The following is a 12,323-nucleotide window of genomic DNA, read 5'->3' as shown; positions in this document are numbered from 1 at the left end:
TAAATTATTTATCATTTTTATCTAAAAGGTCTTTAACTATTTTTTTTATCCTATCATCTGTTCTGAAAGAATCTCTCATTTCTTTTTGCGTTTGCAGCTTAATCGCCATCAATTCTTTCGCAAAAGCAATAGCCCTTTTGCTACTTGGTCTATCATTGGGTGAAACTGTAATTTCTATCATGGCTATATTTCTTTGATTTATACAAAACTACAAAATATTAAAACATCCTCAAATCGTGGCTAAAAACATCTTTCTATAATGTAAAGGACTGTACCCTGTTACAACTTTAAATTGCTTGTTAAAATGTGAGATATTTCCAAACCCACTTTCAAAACAAACTTCTGCCACTTGTTTGTCGGTACTGGTTAACAAATTACAGGCGTGTTTAATTCTAAATTCAGTAACCAAATCTAAAAACGTCTTTTGTGTAATTTTCTTAAAATATCTACAAAAAGCCGTTTCAGTCATATTGGCTAAATGAGCTGCCGTTTCCAAATGAACTTCCTGTGTATAATGTTCAATCACGTAGGCATAAACCTTATTGATACGGTCTAAATCAATGGGCGATAAATCATATTTCTCCGAATGACTATCTATAATTTCATAATCTTTTGATATTGCCACTGTGTTCAGCAAATCCAACAAACCCAAAAGTTTCTGAAAAGGCGGAACAGTTAATAAGAAAATCATTTCTCTGGCTACTCTATCACGGGTTTTGCCAGTTATATGGATTCCTGCTTTTGCTTTTTCCAACAGCATTTTTACAGGCTGAGTCTCTGGATTTTTAAAAAATGCTTCTCCTAAAAAATCATCCTTAAATTGAACAACGATTGAACGAGCAGAGTTCTCCACTCCTATCCCGTCATTTTTCCAACAATGGGGAACATTGGGTCCTAATAAAACCAAATCTCCTTCCTGAAAATCAGCAACCTGATTTCCAACAAAACGCTTTCCTTCACTTTTCAGTATAAGGGTTAGCTCAAATTCAGGATGAAAATGATAAGGAGCATCAAAATAAGGGAGCGTAAATTGGCGGAATAAAAAAGAACCGTCCTTAGCGTTATCTAATTGTTCGGGGGAGGCTTTCATTTGCGGAAAAATTCATCAAATTGATTGAAAACAAAGTAGTTATGGTAAAAATGCACAATTTTTAGCAAAAAACTATAAAATGCTTATGAAATTTGTTGAATTACTCAATTTTTGAATTTCCTTCATCATGTAGCACAGGTTTATAACCTCTATAAATAAATAAAGCACAGGGAAAAACCTGTGCTTTATTTAATGTTTTGGACAACCACAATCTTTCTTCTTGAAGATTCCCCAGAGAAAACCTTTTTTACGACGACGTTTCACGACCACTTTTGCTTCTGAAGAAGTAGCGGTAAGAATCGTTTTTGTTGAAGAGATAGTATTGAATGCTTCTGTTTCTACTTGAAAAGAAGCAATTATTGCTGTTAAAAGAATTAGCTTTTTCATAAGTTCAAATTTAATCATACTTGAATTACTTTAACGAAAAAGCTGTGCCAAAATGTATCCATTCCTTTTTTTATTTGATTCTGAATCATATAAAACTTCCTATCTTTGAGGATTCAAAAATTAACATACAGATTCAACCATGAATTATATAGAATTAAAACTGACCATCAATCCTGAATTTTCCGATATTTTCATGGCTGAATTAGGTGAAATTGGATACGAAACATTCACAGAAGAAAACGACGGATTAAACGCTTACATTACCGAAGATTTGTTTTCTGAAAATGCAGTGGATGAAATCATGGAGCGTTATTTGGGCATGACTCCAATCAGTTATTCATACAAAACGCTTGAAAAAAAGAATTGGAACGAAGAATGGGAAAAAAATTATGAACCCATTTTAGCAGCAAATGGTCGTGTACGTGTACGTGCGAGTTTCCACGAAGCTGACTCAAATATTCCTTATGATTTACTGATAAATCCAAAAATGTCGTTTGGAACAGGTCATCACGAAACGACTTCTATGGTTTTGAGTTTGCAAATGAACGTTAATCACGAAGACAAAAAAGTGCTTGATGTGGGTTGTGGAACGGGAATCTTAGCCATTTTTGCTTCAAAATTAGGAGCATCTTACGTAGCAGGGTTTGATATTGAAGAATGGGCGGCTGAAAATTCACGTGAAAACTGTCAATTGAATAATTGTGACAATATCGTTATTCGTCAAGGAACGATTGAAGATGAGCCTGCCGAACAATATGACATCATTTTGGCTAACATTAACCGAAATATTTTAATGCGAGATATTCCAAAGTATGTAGAATTTATGAAACCAGCTCCTGCTCAATTGGTAGTAAGTGGTTTTTATCAACATGACATTGAGGATATTGAAAACGTAGCCAAAGAGGTCGGTTTAAAGAAAATTCAAACAGAAAATAAAAATAATTGGGCTGCGGTGGTTTTTGAGCGAGTGTAAATCAATATTTTTTTGTAATTTGGTTACAGTAAATCAAAATAGTCATGTTATGACAGCTATACATCCTCAATACATTACTGATACCGTTGGTCAAAAACTCGTGGTTCTTTCAATACAAGAATTTGATGCAATGATTGAAGAACTAGAAGAGTTAGAAGACATCAAAATGTATGATAAAGCTAAAAAAGAGGATAATGGAGAAAGAGTACTTTTTAGTGATTACTTAAAAAATCGGAAAGCTAAAAATGCCTAAATACTCCATTTTATTATCTAAAAAGGCACAGAAACAATTAGATAAACTTCCAGATAATATTGCTGAGCCTATTTTTGAAGCCATCGCACTGCTTGAGTTCGAGCCTCGACCAAGTGGTTGCAAAAAACTTCAAGGTAGAGATGGGTACAGAATTCGTATCGGAAATTATCGGGTAATTTACGATGTGTATGATTCAGAATTAGTCATTGATGTAATCACATTAGGACATAGAAAAGATATTTATGAATGAAGCCCTATTTAGGGCTTTTTTCTTTTAATCAATATTCTAAGCATAACTATTCAACTTAACAAAATACCAAACCAAAACATTCGTTAATTTTACATAAGATAATACGTGAAATCTATGAACATCAAATCATTTTTAATTAGTCTAACACTCGTACTGGTTTACTCGTTTTCAAACGCACAAGGTTTAAAACTATCTGATAAACCCGAAGAGTTTTTGGCAGATGCTAAAAACTTTTTGGCTCTCTCTGGCAATCCACAAGCAGAAACGATTGCTACTAATTTTGATAAACTCTGGAATTCAGGAAAACTCACCGAAGCTCAGAAATCAAAATTGGCAAACGTTTCTAACTTCATGTTTAAAAAAGGCTATAAACCGCCTCACTTTGTTGGTTTTTTTGATGCCGTAATTTTAGGAGTAAATAGTGCTTTGATGCCTCAAACTTCTGTTGATAATTATTTAGAGACACTCAGAAAATCCGTAGAAACAGGAGATACCAAAACGACTTTACGATATATTGATGTAAGCCGTTTGTTCTTCAATAATCGGGCGATATATTTTACAAATTTCAACCGTTTGTATGCTTTAAATGGCTCAGTTTCATTTAAGTTTAATGAGCAAAAAATAGAAATCAACAAAGCTGAAAAGCCTCCTGTGAGTAATCAGCCCACAAATACTGCTCCCGAACCTGCTGCTAAAACTAATGCTTGGGAAGATTGGGACGCTCCTCTCCCAACGGCAAATACAAACAATACTGCAACGCCAGCTCCAGTAGAAGAGCCAATTCCACAGGTTTTAAATCCCGGCCCAATTATGGAATTTAAGGGTATTGATTTAACCATTACTACTGCCAATGATTCTGTAATGCTAAAAAATACGTCTTCTATTTTGAGTTTGAAAGATGGTATTATTTTGGGTACAGGCGGAACTTTTTCTTGGGAAAATGTAGGTTTACCTGACGTTTTCGTAACGCTGAATAATTACAGCATGGAAATTAGAAACCCAAAAATTGTTTCGGAATTGGCGGTTATTACCCATAATCAACGACTGAATAGCCCAATCAAAGGGATTTTTGAATTTCAGAGCAAGAAAAGAGCAAAAAATGCCCTAACAACTTATCCGAGATTTATGTCTATGGAAAACAATGTTGTTCTGAAAAACAGTAATGACATCGAATACAAAGGCGGTTTTACGATGGTTGGCAATAGAATTTCAAGTTCTTCTTTACAGTCAAAATTGGCAACTATTGTCGTGAAAAAAGATGGAAAGGTGGCGTTTAGAGTAATTAGTAAACGTTTTGAAGTGGGCGATTCATTAATTACTTCTCCTTCTGCCATTTTTACAGGGTATTTTGCTGGACAAGATTCTTTGTATCACCCTTCGGTAAAACTAAATTATAATCGTAAAAACTTCACTTTACGTTTAAATAAGGTTGATAATGGTGGATTTAGAGAAACGGCTTATTCCGACAGTTACCATAAATTAGATATTACTGCCGATGCTATGCGTTGGGGACTCAATGACCAAAGAATGGATTTTTCTATTCTTACCGCTAAAAATGTTGTTCCTGCTCTTTTTGAATCTTTTGATTACTATAATCCAGAACGATTTGCCCAAATTTCTGCTAATTATAGTTTTAATCCGCTTTTGGTTGTTTCAAATTATATCAAGAAAAATAATCTTCCTTTTACCACTCTTTCAGAATTGGCAAGGGCTTTCCAAAAAGATGCTAATACACTAAGACCAGTATTTTTAGAGATGATGCAAAAAGGGTATTTTGATTATGACCCCGATGTTGAAGTTTTAAAGTTATCCAGAAAAGGAATGCACAATTTAGCGGTTTTTGGTGCAAAAAAAGATTATGACAACTTCTTGATTCCTTCGTTTTATTCTTCAAGCACAAAAGATACAACGTCGAATGCTTCTTTAAACTTAAAGGATAATCAATTGATTGTCAGAGGGGTAAAGCAATTTTACCTTTCAGATTCACTGAATGTATATATGGCTCCTTACGATAATGTCATCAGAGTAAATAAAGACCGAAACTTTGGAATTAGTGGTGAGTTGAAAACGGGTAATTTTCGTTTTAGAGGAAAAGATTTATCCTTTAATTACGGTGAATTTAGCGTAAAATTGAACAAAATTGATTCGATTACTTTCATTCCACAAAAAGAATTAGCCAAAAAAGGACGAACAGAAATTGGAGGTGATTTAAAATACGAAGCAGGGGTAATTTACATCAATAAACCTGATAACAAATCAGGTCGTCAGCGTTTGGTGGAATACCCCCGTTTGGTTGTTCCTACGGGCGTAACGGCGTATTTCGACCACCCTTATCGTGCCAATGGAGCGTATAGTAAAAAGATATTTTTCAAAGTGCCAAGTATTGATTTTGATAGTTTAAATATTAAAGACATTGACTTTGTCGGAACATTTAATTCAGATGGAATCTTCCCTCCGTTCAAAGAAACCTTGATTTCAATGCCTGATAATACTTTAGGTTTTAGCCACAAAGTTATTGAAGGAAAATACAATGTTTACAACAGTAAAACCTTTGTGAAGTTTACCAAACCTTTATTGATGGACAGACAAGGGCTTCATGCTGAAAGTGAAATCAATCACTTAACGGCACAAATTCAAGCGAAAGATGCTCTTTTCACCGCCGATTCGGTAACGGCTTACGGAACAACGGGGATAATTAATGAAGGAACGGTCGGACAAGCGTATTTTACGAAGGTTGACATTAAAAACTACTCTTTGAAATGGCAACCCAAAGCCGACAGTATGTTGATTGAAACCAAAGGAAATTCTTTTGATTTTTATGCTGCCAGTTCAAAATTAGAAGGGAAACTGTTGGTTCGTCAAACAGGTCTATTTGGTTTTGGTAAAGTAAAAAGACAAGATTCTGAGACGGTTTCGGATAATATCAAATTTGGAAAAGAGGCTTTCACGGCTGACATGGCAAATCTTTCGGTTGGAAATAACTTGAAGGTTTCAAAACCTGCTCTTTTGGGTAATAAAATGAATGTAAGTTTCAATTTGGCAACAGGTTTAGTGAGCATCAAAACGCCAACTAATCTAAAAATTGAAGATTCTACCAGTTTGTATTTCCCTTACACGGCTTACAAAACGTCTATCAATAATGCAGAATGGGACATTAACAAGAAAATTATTTCCATGAAAGGTGATGTAAGAAACACAACTTTTACTTCGCTTGAACCCTCACAAGAAGGACTGTCATTTAACGGTTCTGAAGCATTATACGAAATCGACAAGCAATCTCTTAATATCAACGGCGTGCCATTTATTAAGTCGGCTGATGCGAAAATTATTCCAGACAAAGGAGCAGTTTCAATCCGTAGAGATGCTGAAATGCGTGGTTTTTATAATGCCAAATTGCAAATTGACACCGTTAATGGATACCATAATTTGGTAAACGGAAATATCAGAATTATTTCAAGAGTGAAATTTGAAGGCGATGCAACGTACAGATTCCCGAACCTTGCAGGAGATACGATGAACATTAAAATGGGAAATTTTGAGTTTAAAGAATCCATTGTTGATAATCGTAAAAAAACTAAAGGATACACCACTACGGCAAAAGCAACGGTTGAACAAACCGATAAATTTCATCTTTCACCTAAAATTCTTTATCGTGGAGATATAACGATGGTCGCTACGGATAAAAACCTGACACTCAATGGTTTCGTTCGTCCAGAATATAAAAACAGAGCTGATGTCATAAATTGGGTAGCTTATAAAGGAAATAGTACCGACGACGTAAATATCCAAATTCAACCCAATATGAAAGGAGATTTGAATGCTCCAATTTATGCAGGTTTGCACGCCAGAACTGCCTCTACGGGTTTATATACGACTTTCTTAACCAGTAAAGAAGATGTAAAAGATGAAGATATTTTTGGGGTTAATGGTCAATTAAAAGATATTCCCAAAACAGCTCGCTTTGAAATTGGTCCAGACGACAAGAATAAATCTTACGAAGCAAGTCGTTATATTTATGATGATGCAAAGAAAACGCTCAATTTAGAAGGGAATTTTAATTTCTTTAATCCTTCAAATTATGTTCAATCCTCAGGTTTTGCTGAAATGCGAGTGGATAGTGGAAAATATAAATTTGACCAAATGTTAGTTTTAAATTTTCCGATGCCTGCGGAAGTTTTGAAAGCAATGGCAGATAAAATTGTAAAAACCAATTTAGATAGTCGAGACAATGCAAGTGCTGATGAACCAGAAGATAAAGAACGTTTATTGTCTAAATTAGCCAATTTATTAGGAGGAAAAACAGTGGAATCATTTGAAAGACGTTTGAAAAATGAACACGTACCTTTGCATAGTATCAATTCAAAACTGAATACGACGATGGTGATTTCAAAAGCTAATTTGAGATATTCAGACCAAACCTCATCTTTTTATTCAGTTGGGAAATTGAGTATAGCCAGTATCGGAGGAACAGATATTAATTCAGAAATTGAAGGCATGGTAGAAATCAAGAAAACTACCGAAGGTGACGAGTTTTACTTGTATTTAGAACCTTCAACAGATGTTTGGTATTTTATGGGATATTTGAAAAACGAAATGGGTGTAATTTCATCAGATGGTGAATTTAACAATGCCGTAACTGCCAAATCAAAAGGTGTGAAAAAAGGAAGTGGTAAAAATGCTTACACATTCTTGGGTGTTGGAGCAGAAGAGAAATTTGCTTTCACAGACCGTTTCAATGATTCATTCAGAACCAAAACCGAAAAAGGTAAAAAAGTTACAAAAAAGGAAGAGGTGAAAAAAGAAGAGAAAAAGAAGGAGGAAGTCAAAGAAGGTTTTTAATTTTGTAGAAAATGTACCACGATTTTCCAAAATCGTAACACAATTCATGAAAGACATTCAGCCCATCATAGCAGAATTTACGGAACAAGCCAAAGCACATTATGGCGACCGTTTAGCAAAGATAATTCTCTTTGGTTCGTATGCACGTGGCGAAGCTCATGACGAATCGGATGTAGATTTAATGTTACTCTTAAATGATGATGAAGTTTCCGCAAACAATGAAAAAACCCAGATTTTTGATATAACTTGGTCTTTATTCATGAAATATAGTATCATTATTTCAGCCCTACCAATTTCATTTAAAAAGTTTATTTCAACGAATAAAGCACTTTATCGTTTTGTAAAAAAAGAAGGCATTTATTTATATGAATGATTTAGAAGAAGGATTTTTAAAAGCTTATGATACATTAGAATCTGCAAAAATTCTTTTAGAAACAGGCTTTGAGTCTGGTGCTGTCAACAGAATTTATTATGCTTATTTTTGGGCTGTGAGAGGGTTATTATCACAGAAAGATATTTTTGTCAAATCTCATACAGGCACACAAACGAAATTTGCTGAAACATATATCAAAACAGGTATTATTCCAGAAAAATACGGAAAGTATCTTGGTAGATTAGAAGATAAAAGAACATTGGCTGATTATGAAGCCATTAATGATTTCACCAAAGAAGAAGTAAAAGAAATGATTAGTTGGACAGAAGATTTTTTAGCTTTTGTTAAAGAAAATATAGAAAAATTGTTGTGAAAGACATTCAGCCCATCATAGCAGAATTTACGGAACAAGCCAAAGCACATTATGGCGACCGTTTAGCAAAGATAATTCTCTTTGGTTCGTATGCACGTGGTGAAGCTCATGACGAATCGGATGTGGATTTATTAGTAGTTTTGAATGATGAAGAGGTAAAAACTCGCCAAGAAAGAGACTCTATTCGTGAGATGTTATGGAGACTTTTTCTAAAATATCTAATAGATTTATCCGTAATTCCAACAACGAATGCTCGATACGAGCATTCAGAGGAATATTTATTCAAATTCATCAGAAAAGACGGGAAACTAATTTATGGATAGGAATATAGAATTGGCAATATTAAAGTCAGAAGACTTTTTAGAAACGGGTAAAGACGACTTAAAATCCAATCATATTTTAGCAGCTGTAAATCGTTGTTATTATGCTTATTTCTGGTTAGCCAAAACATTACTTTTTAAGAAAGATATATTCGTAAAGACTCATAATGGAGTAAAAAGTAAGTTTAGTGAATTATATATCAAAACAGATATTATTCCTGAAATATATGGTAAACACTTAGCTCAATTAATGGATTATAGACAAGATGCAGATTATGATTTAGAAAGTAGTTTCTCGGAAGAAGAAGTAAACACAATGATTAGTTGGACAGAAGATTTTTTAGCTTTTGTTAAAGAAAATATAGAAAATTTGTAATACAAAGTCCTCCAAATAAGAGGACTTTACTTTTAAAAACCCTGTTATTAGAAATTATGGTCGAAAACTAATCTCCAGTAACTAATAACCAGCAACTACCAAAAATGACCGACCGTTATATGCAAAGAGGCGTTTCTGCCTCCAAAGAAGATGTCCACAAAGCCATCGAAAAACTTGACAAAGGGCTTTTCCCGAAAGCATTTTGTAAAATCTCTCCCGATATGTTGGGCGGTGATGATGCTTTCTGCAATATTATGCACGCCGATGGTGCAGGTACAAAATCATCATTAGCTTACCTTTATTGGAAGGAAACAGGCGATATTTCAGTTTGGCGTGGAATCGCTCAAGATGCCGTTGTGATGAATACCGACGATTTAATTTGTGTAGGTGCAACTGATAATATGCTCCTTTCAAGCACGATTGGGCGTAATAAAAACCTCATTCCCGGAGAAGTTATCGCTGAAATTATCAACGGAACGGAAGAGGTTTTAGAAATGCTCCGTGATAATGGAATTGGTATTTGGAGTACAGGTGGAGAAACTGCTGATGTTGGAGATTTAGTTCGTACTATCATCGTGGATTCAACGGTCATTGCGAGAATGAAACGTGCTGATGTTATCTCAAATCATACCATTCAAGCAGGTGATGTAATTGTTGGTTTAGCGTCTGACGGACAAGCAAATTACGAAACTAAATATAACGGTGGAATGGGTTCAAATGGACTAACTTCGGCTCGTCATGATGTTTTAGGACATTATTTAGCTACCAAATATTCCGAAAGTTTTGACCCTGCTGTTCCTGAAAGTTTGGTTTATAGCGGTTCAAAAAGTTTAACGGATAGCGTTGAAGGAACTCCTTTAAACGTAGGACAATTAATCCTCTCTCCTACTCGCACGTATGCTCCTGTGGTAAAAGCACTTTTAAATGAACTTCGCCCAGTTATTCACGGAATGGTTCACTGCTCAGGTGGAGCTCAAACGAAGGTTTTACATTTTGTCGATAATGTTCATATCATTAAAGATAATATGTTTGCATTGCCTCCTCTTTTCAAAATGATTCAAGCGGAAAGCGGTACAGATTATAAAGAAATGTATAAAGTTTTCAACATGGGACATCGTTTGGAGGTTTATCTTAATCCTCAATATGCTCAAACGGTTATTGATATTGCTCAGTCATTTGGTATCAATGCTCAAATTATTGGTCGTGTTGAAGGTTCGGAAAGTAAGCAAGTGACCATCAAATCTGAATTTGGAGAATTTGTTTATTAAATAGCACAGACTTCAGTCTGTAAGTAATCATTATTTACAGACTGAAGTCTGTGTTACACAATTTTATCATTTCATGAAAAACCTACTCCCATCATCTTCTGACGTAGTTATTACAGGTGCTATCTGGATTGAACGCCAAGATGGCTCAGAACGCTTTTTGGGAAAAGGCAGAATTCAATTATTAGAACTCATCATCGAACATGGTTCTATTTCCAAAGCCGCCAAAGCCATGGAAATGTCGTATAAAAGAGCTTGGGACTTAGTCAACTCCATGAACTCACAAGCACAAAAACCTTTCGTTATCACCCAAACAGGAGGAAAAAGTGGCGGCGGAACAATTGTAACAGAAGAAGGTCTTCAAGCCATTACAGATTATAAAGCCCTCCAAGCTCGCTTCAAAGCATTTCTTTTACAAGAAAATCAATGTTTCAAGTAGGACAGGTTTCAAATCTGTCAATACACAAAAAATAGATTACAAATTTGACAAACAGGTTACAAACCTGTTTTACTATTCGTTATATTTGCAAAAACACAACGAATTTAATGGACTCAAATCTTTTTCTGTTACTCCCAATTTTAGCAATTGTTGCATTTTTGTATTCGTCGGTTGGACATGGCGGAGCAAGTGGATATTTAGCGGTTATGGCAATTGTGGGCATCGCTCCTCCTCTCATGAAATCCTCTGCATTAATTATGAATCTTGCAGTTTCATTATTTTCTTTTTTGGGATTTTATCGAGCAGGATTCTTTAAATGGAAACTTTTCTGGCCATTTGCGGCTGCAAGTATTCCACTGGCATACATCGGTGGAACGATGACGCTTTCTGATTCTATCTATAAAAAAATATTGGCGGTTTGTATTCTTATCTCCATTGCTCGTTTGCTTTATCAATTCAAACAAGAAGAAAGCCGTAATAAAGACGTTCCTGTGTGGGCTGGGCTGACAGCTGGTGGCGTAATTGGCTTATTATCAGGTATGATTGGTATTGGTGGAGGTATTATTTTAAGTCCGCTGATGCTTTTGATGAAGTGGGCAAAACTCAAAGAAACGGCTGCGGTTTCGGCACTTTTTATCTTTGTAAATTCTCTATCTGGGTTATATGGGCAAATAATGAAAGGCGGTTTTCAAATTCCCGAAAATCTACAATGGGCGATTTTTGCAACAATCATTGGTGGTTTATTGGGTTCATATTTTGGTAGCCAAAAATTCAATTTACCAACGCTTCGTTATTTATTGGCAATTGGTTTAGTCATTGCTTCTGCCAAATTGATATTTACATAGTTCTGATAAAATCAAAAAAGCCATCTTCAATATGCTTGAGATGGCTTTTTTAGTTTATCCAATCGAAAGACGCTCGGTCAAATTCTGGATTGATACTTTCTTTTTCTTTTCGAGTTGATAACGGTCTTACGTTTCTTTTACGCTGAAATTCTCTCCAATTATTTTGTTGGAAAATTGCTCTGTGTTGTTTCATGTTTTTGTTTTAAAATTAGATTTCTTACATCAATTATCTGTAATTAATCTACTGAGTATATGTCAAAACTTTGAAAAGAGCCAAGCAATTTGTAATATGGGTTTACCAAGACACATAAAACAGATTGCACTGGCTCATGGAGGATAAAAATACAACCATTGATTTACAATTACAAAACTATTTACCGTGGCATAAAGCCCGTTTAAAGTTTCTTAATTTATTTATTGTTTCTCTAATTCGTAACAGAAACATTAGTTACAGTAAAAATGCGGTAACCCTTAACAACCGAGAAACGTGTACAAATCTTCGCAGGATTCAGCGTTTTTTTACTGAATTTTCCATTGATT

At 34.8% G+C, this 12,323-nt stretch carries 15 protein-coding genes; 11 read left to right on the top strand and 4 right to left on the bottom strand.

The features are described 5' to 3' along the window. Nucleotides 1–4: 4 nt before the first annotated feature. From LV89_RS25240 to LV89_RS15975, 3 genes are all read right to left on the bottom strand, one after another. Entirely contained in the window at nucleotides 5–181 is a 177-nt protein-coding gene (locus LV89_RS25240; RefSeq protein WP_158279606.1) for a hypothetical protein, read from the bottom strand. A gap of 48 nt (nucleotides 182–229) precedes the next feature. Continuing rightward, nucleotides 230–1,090: an AraC family transcriptional regulator gene (locus LV89_RS15980; RefSeq protein ID WP_109743926.1), complete on the bottom strand. Its 861-nt coding sequence runs from the start codon at nucleotides 1,088–1,090 to the stop codon at nucleotides 230–232. Nucleotides 1,091–1,279: 189 nt separating this feature from the next. Further along, nucleotides 1,280–1,477, bottom strand: coding sequence for a hypothetical protein (locus LV89_RS15975; protein ID WP_146199180.1), 198 nt, complete (start codon nucleotides 1,475–1,477; stop codon nucleotides 1,280–1,282). A gap of 139 nt (nucleotides 1,478–1,616) precedes the next feature. Here LV89_RS15975 and prmA point away from each other — a divergent pair, with 139 nt between their 5' ends. The 11 genes from prmA to LV89_RS15920 all read left to right on the top strand — a co-directional run bounded on the left by prmA (nucleotide 1,617) and on the right by LV89_RS15920 (nucleotide 11,783). Then, nucleotides 1,617–2,450 (top strand): 50S ribosomal protein L11 methyltransferase, encoded by an 834-nt coding sequence (gene prmA, locus LV89_RS15970; protein ID WP_109743924.1) that lies wholly within the window; start codon nucleotides 1,617–1,619, stop codon nucleotides 2,448–2,450. A 49-nt stretch (nucleotides 2,451–2,499) separates the two neighbouring features. After that, on the top strand, nucleotides 2,500–2,703 hold the full coding sequence (locus LV89_RS15965) for a hypothetical protein (RefSeq protein ID WP_109743923.1): 204 nt from the start codon (nucleotides 2,500–2,502) through the stop codon (nucleotides 2,701–2,703). Next, a complete protein-coding gene (locus tag LV89_RS15960) occupies nucleotides 2,696–2,953 on the top strand; it encodes a type II toxin-antitoxin system RelE family toxin (protein WP_109743922.1) in 258 nt (85 codons plus the stop codon). The genes LV89_RS15965 and LV89_RS15960 overlap by 8 nt, the downstream gene beginning before the upstream one ends. 114 nt (nucleotides 2,954–3,067) lie before the next feature. Beyond that, nucleotides 3,068–7,792 carry a hypothetical protein gene (locus LV89_RS15955; protein ID WP_109743921.1) on the top strand — a complete coding sequence of 1,575 codons (4,725 nt, stop codon included), beginning with the start codon at nucleotides 3,068–3,070 and terminating at the stop codon, nucleotides 7,790–7,792. Nucleotides 7,793–7,838: 46 nt separating this feature from the next. Further along, nucleotides 7,839–8,165, top strand: a complete 327-nt coding sequence (locus tag LV89_RS15950) for a nucleotidyltransferase domain-containing protein (RefSeq protein ID WP_109743920.1) — start codon at nucleotides 7,839–7,841, stop codon at nucleotides 8,163–8,165. Further along, the gene (locus LV89_RS15945; RefSeq protein WP_109743919.1) at nucleotides 8,158–8,538 is read left to right on the top strand and encodes a HEPN domain-containing protein; all 381 of its coding nucleotides are present in this window, start codon (nucleotides 8,158–8,160) and stop codon (nucleotides 8,536–8,538) included. Before LV89_RS15950 ends, LV89_RS15945 begins: the two co-directional genes overlap by 8 nt. Beyond that, nucleotides 8,535–8,861, top strand: a complete 327-nt coding sequence (locus LV89_RS15940; RefSeq protein WP_158279605.1) for a nucleotidyltransferase domain-containing protein — start codon at nucleotides 8,535–8,537, stop codon at nucleotides 8,859–8,861. Before LV89_RS15945 ends, LV89_RS15940 begins: the two co-directional genes overlap by 4 nt. Further along, nucleotides 8,854–9,234, top strand: coding sequence for a HEPN domain-containing protein (locus LV89_RS15935; RefSeq protein WP_109743917.1), 381 nt, complete (start codon nucleotides 8,854–8,856; stop codon nucleotides 9,232–9,234). The genes LV89_RS15940 and LV89_RS15935 overlap by 8 nt, the downstream gene beginning before the upstream one ends. A 104-nt stretch (nucleotides 9,235–9,338) precedes the next feature. Beyond that, the gene (locus LV89_RS15930; protein ID WP_109743916.1) at nucleotides 9,339–10,502 is read left to right on the top strand and encodes an AIR synthase related protein; all 1,164 of its coding nucleotides are present in this window, start codon (nucleotides 9,339–9,341) and stop codon (nucleotides 10,500–10,502) included. Nucleotides 10,503–10,575: 73 nt separating this feature from the next. Continuing rightward, entirely contained in the window at nucleotides 10,576–10,938 is a 363-nt protein-coding gene (locus LV89_RS15925) for a winged helix-turn-helix domain-containing protein (RefSeq protein WP_109743915.1), read from the top strand. Between the two features lie 107 nt (nucleotides 10,939–11,045). Then, nucleotides 11,046–11,783, top strand: coding sequence for a sulfite exporter TauE/SafE family protein (locus LV89_RS15920; RefSeq protein ID WP_109743914.1), 738 nt, complete (start codon nucleotides 11,046–11,048; stop codon nucleotides 11,781–11,783). 49 nt (nucleotides 11,784–11,832) lie between these two features. Here the strand turns inward: LV89_RS15920 and LV89_RS25235 are convergent, their stop codons facing one another. Then, the gene (locus LV89_RS25235) at nucleotides 11,833–11,976 is read right to left on the bottom strand and encodes a hypothetical protein (protein WP_158279604.1); all 144 of its coding nucleotides are present in this window, start codon (nucleotides 11,974–11,976) and stop codon (nucleotides 11,833–11,835) included. Nucleotides 11,977–12,323 lie beyond the last annotated feature (347 nt).

Source organism: Arcicella aurantiaca, assembly GCF_003148625.1.
Classification (GTDB): domain Bacteria; phylum Bacteroidota; class Bacteroidia; order Cytophagales; family Spirosomataceae; genus Arcicella; species Arcicella aurantiaca.
Note: the sequence above shows the minus strand (reverse complement) of the source record. Positions and strands in the feature narration are given on the sequence as shown.

Coding starts and splice junctions, on each gene's coding strand:
- LV89_RS25240 (WP_158279606.1), bottom strand. CDS start 181: ATGATAGAAATTACAGTTTCACCCAATGATAGACCAAGTAGCAAAAGG.
- LV89_RS15980 (WP_109743926.1), bottom strand. CDS start 1,090: ATGAAAGCCTCCCCCGAACAATTAGATAACGCTAAGGACGGTTCTTTT.
- LV89_RS15975 (WP_146199180.1), bottom strand. CDS start 1,477: ATGAAAAAGCTAATTCTTTTAACAGCAATAATTGCTTCTTTTCAAGTA.
- prmA (WP_109743924.1), top strand. CDS start 1,617: ATGAATTATATAGAATTAAAACTGACCATCAATCCTGAATTTTCCGAT.
- LV89_RS15965 (WP_109743923.1), top strand. CDS start 2,500: ATGACAGCTATACATCCTCAATACATTACTGATACCGTTGGTCAAAAA.
- LV89_RS15960 (WP_109743922.1), top strand. CDS start 2,696: ATGCCTAAATACTCCATTTTATTATCTAAAAAGGCACAGAAACAATTA.
- LV89_RS15955 (WP_109743921.1), top strand. CDS start 3,068: ATGAACATCAAATCATTTTTAATTAGTCTAACACTCGTACTGGTTTAC.
- LV89_RS15950 (WP_109743920.1), top strand. CDS start 7,839: ATGAAAGACATTCAGCCCATCATAGCAGAATTTACGGAACAAGCCAAA.
- LV89_RS15945 (WP_109743919.1), top strand. CDS start 8,158: ATGAATGATTTAGAAGAAGGATTTTTAAAAGCTTATGATACATTAGAA.
- LV89_RS15935 (WP_109743917.1), top strand. CDS start 8,854: ATGGATAGGAATATAGAATTGGCAATATTAAAGTCAGAAGACTTTTTA.
- LV89_RS15930 (WP_109743916.1), top strand. CDS start 9,339: ATGACCGACCGTTATATGCAAAGAGGCGTTTCTGCCTCCAAAGAAGAT.
- LV89_RS15925 (WP_109743915.1), top strand. CDS start 10,576: ATGAAAAACCTACTCCCATCATCTTCTGACGTAGTTATTACAGGTGCT.
- LV89_RS15920 (WP_109743914.1), top strand. CDS start 11,046: ATGGACTCAAATCTTTTTCTGTTACTCCCAATTTTAGCAATTGTTGCA.
- LV89_RS25235 (WP_158279604.1), bottom strand. CDS start 11,976: ATGAAACAACACAGAGCAATTTTCCAACAAAATAATTGGAGAGAATTT.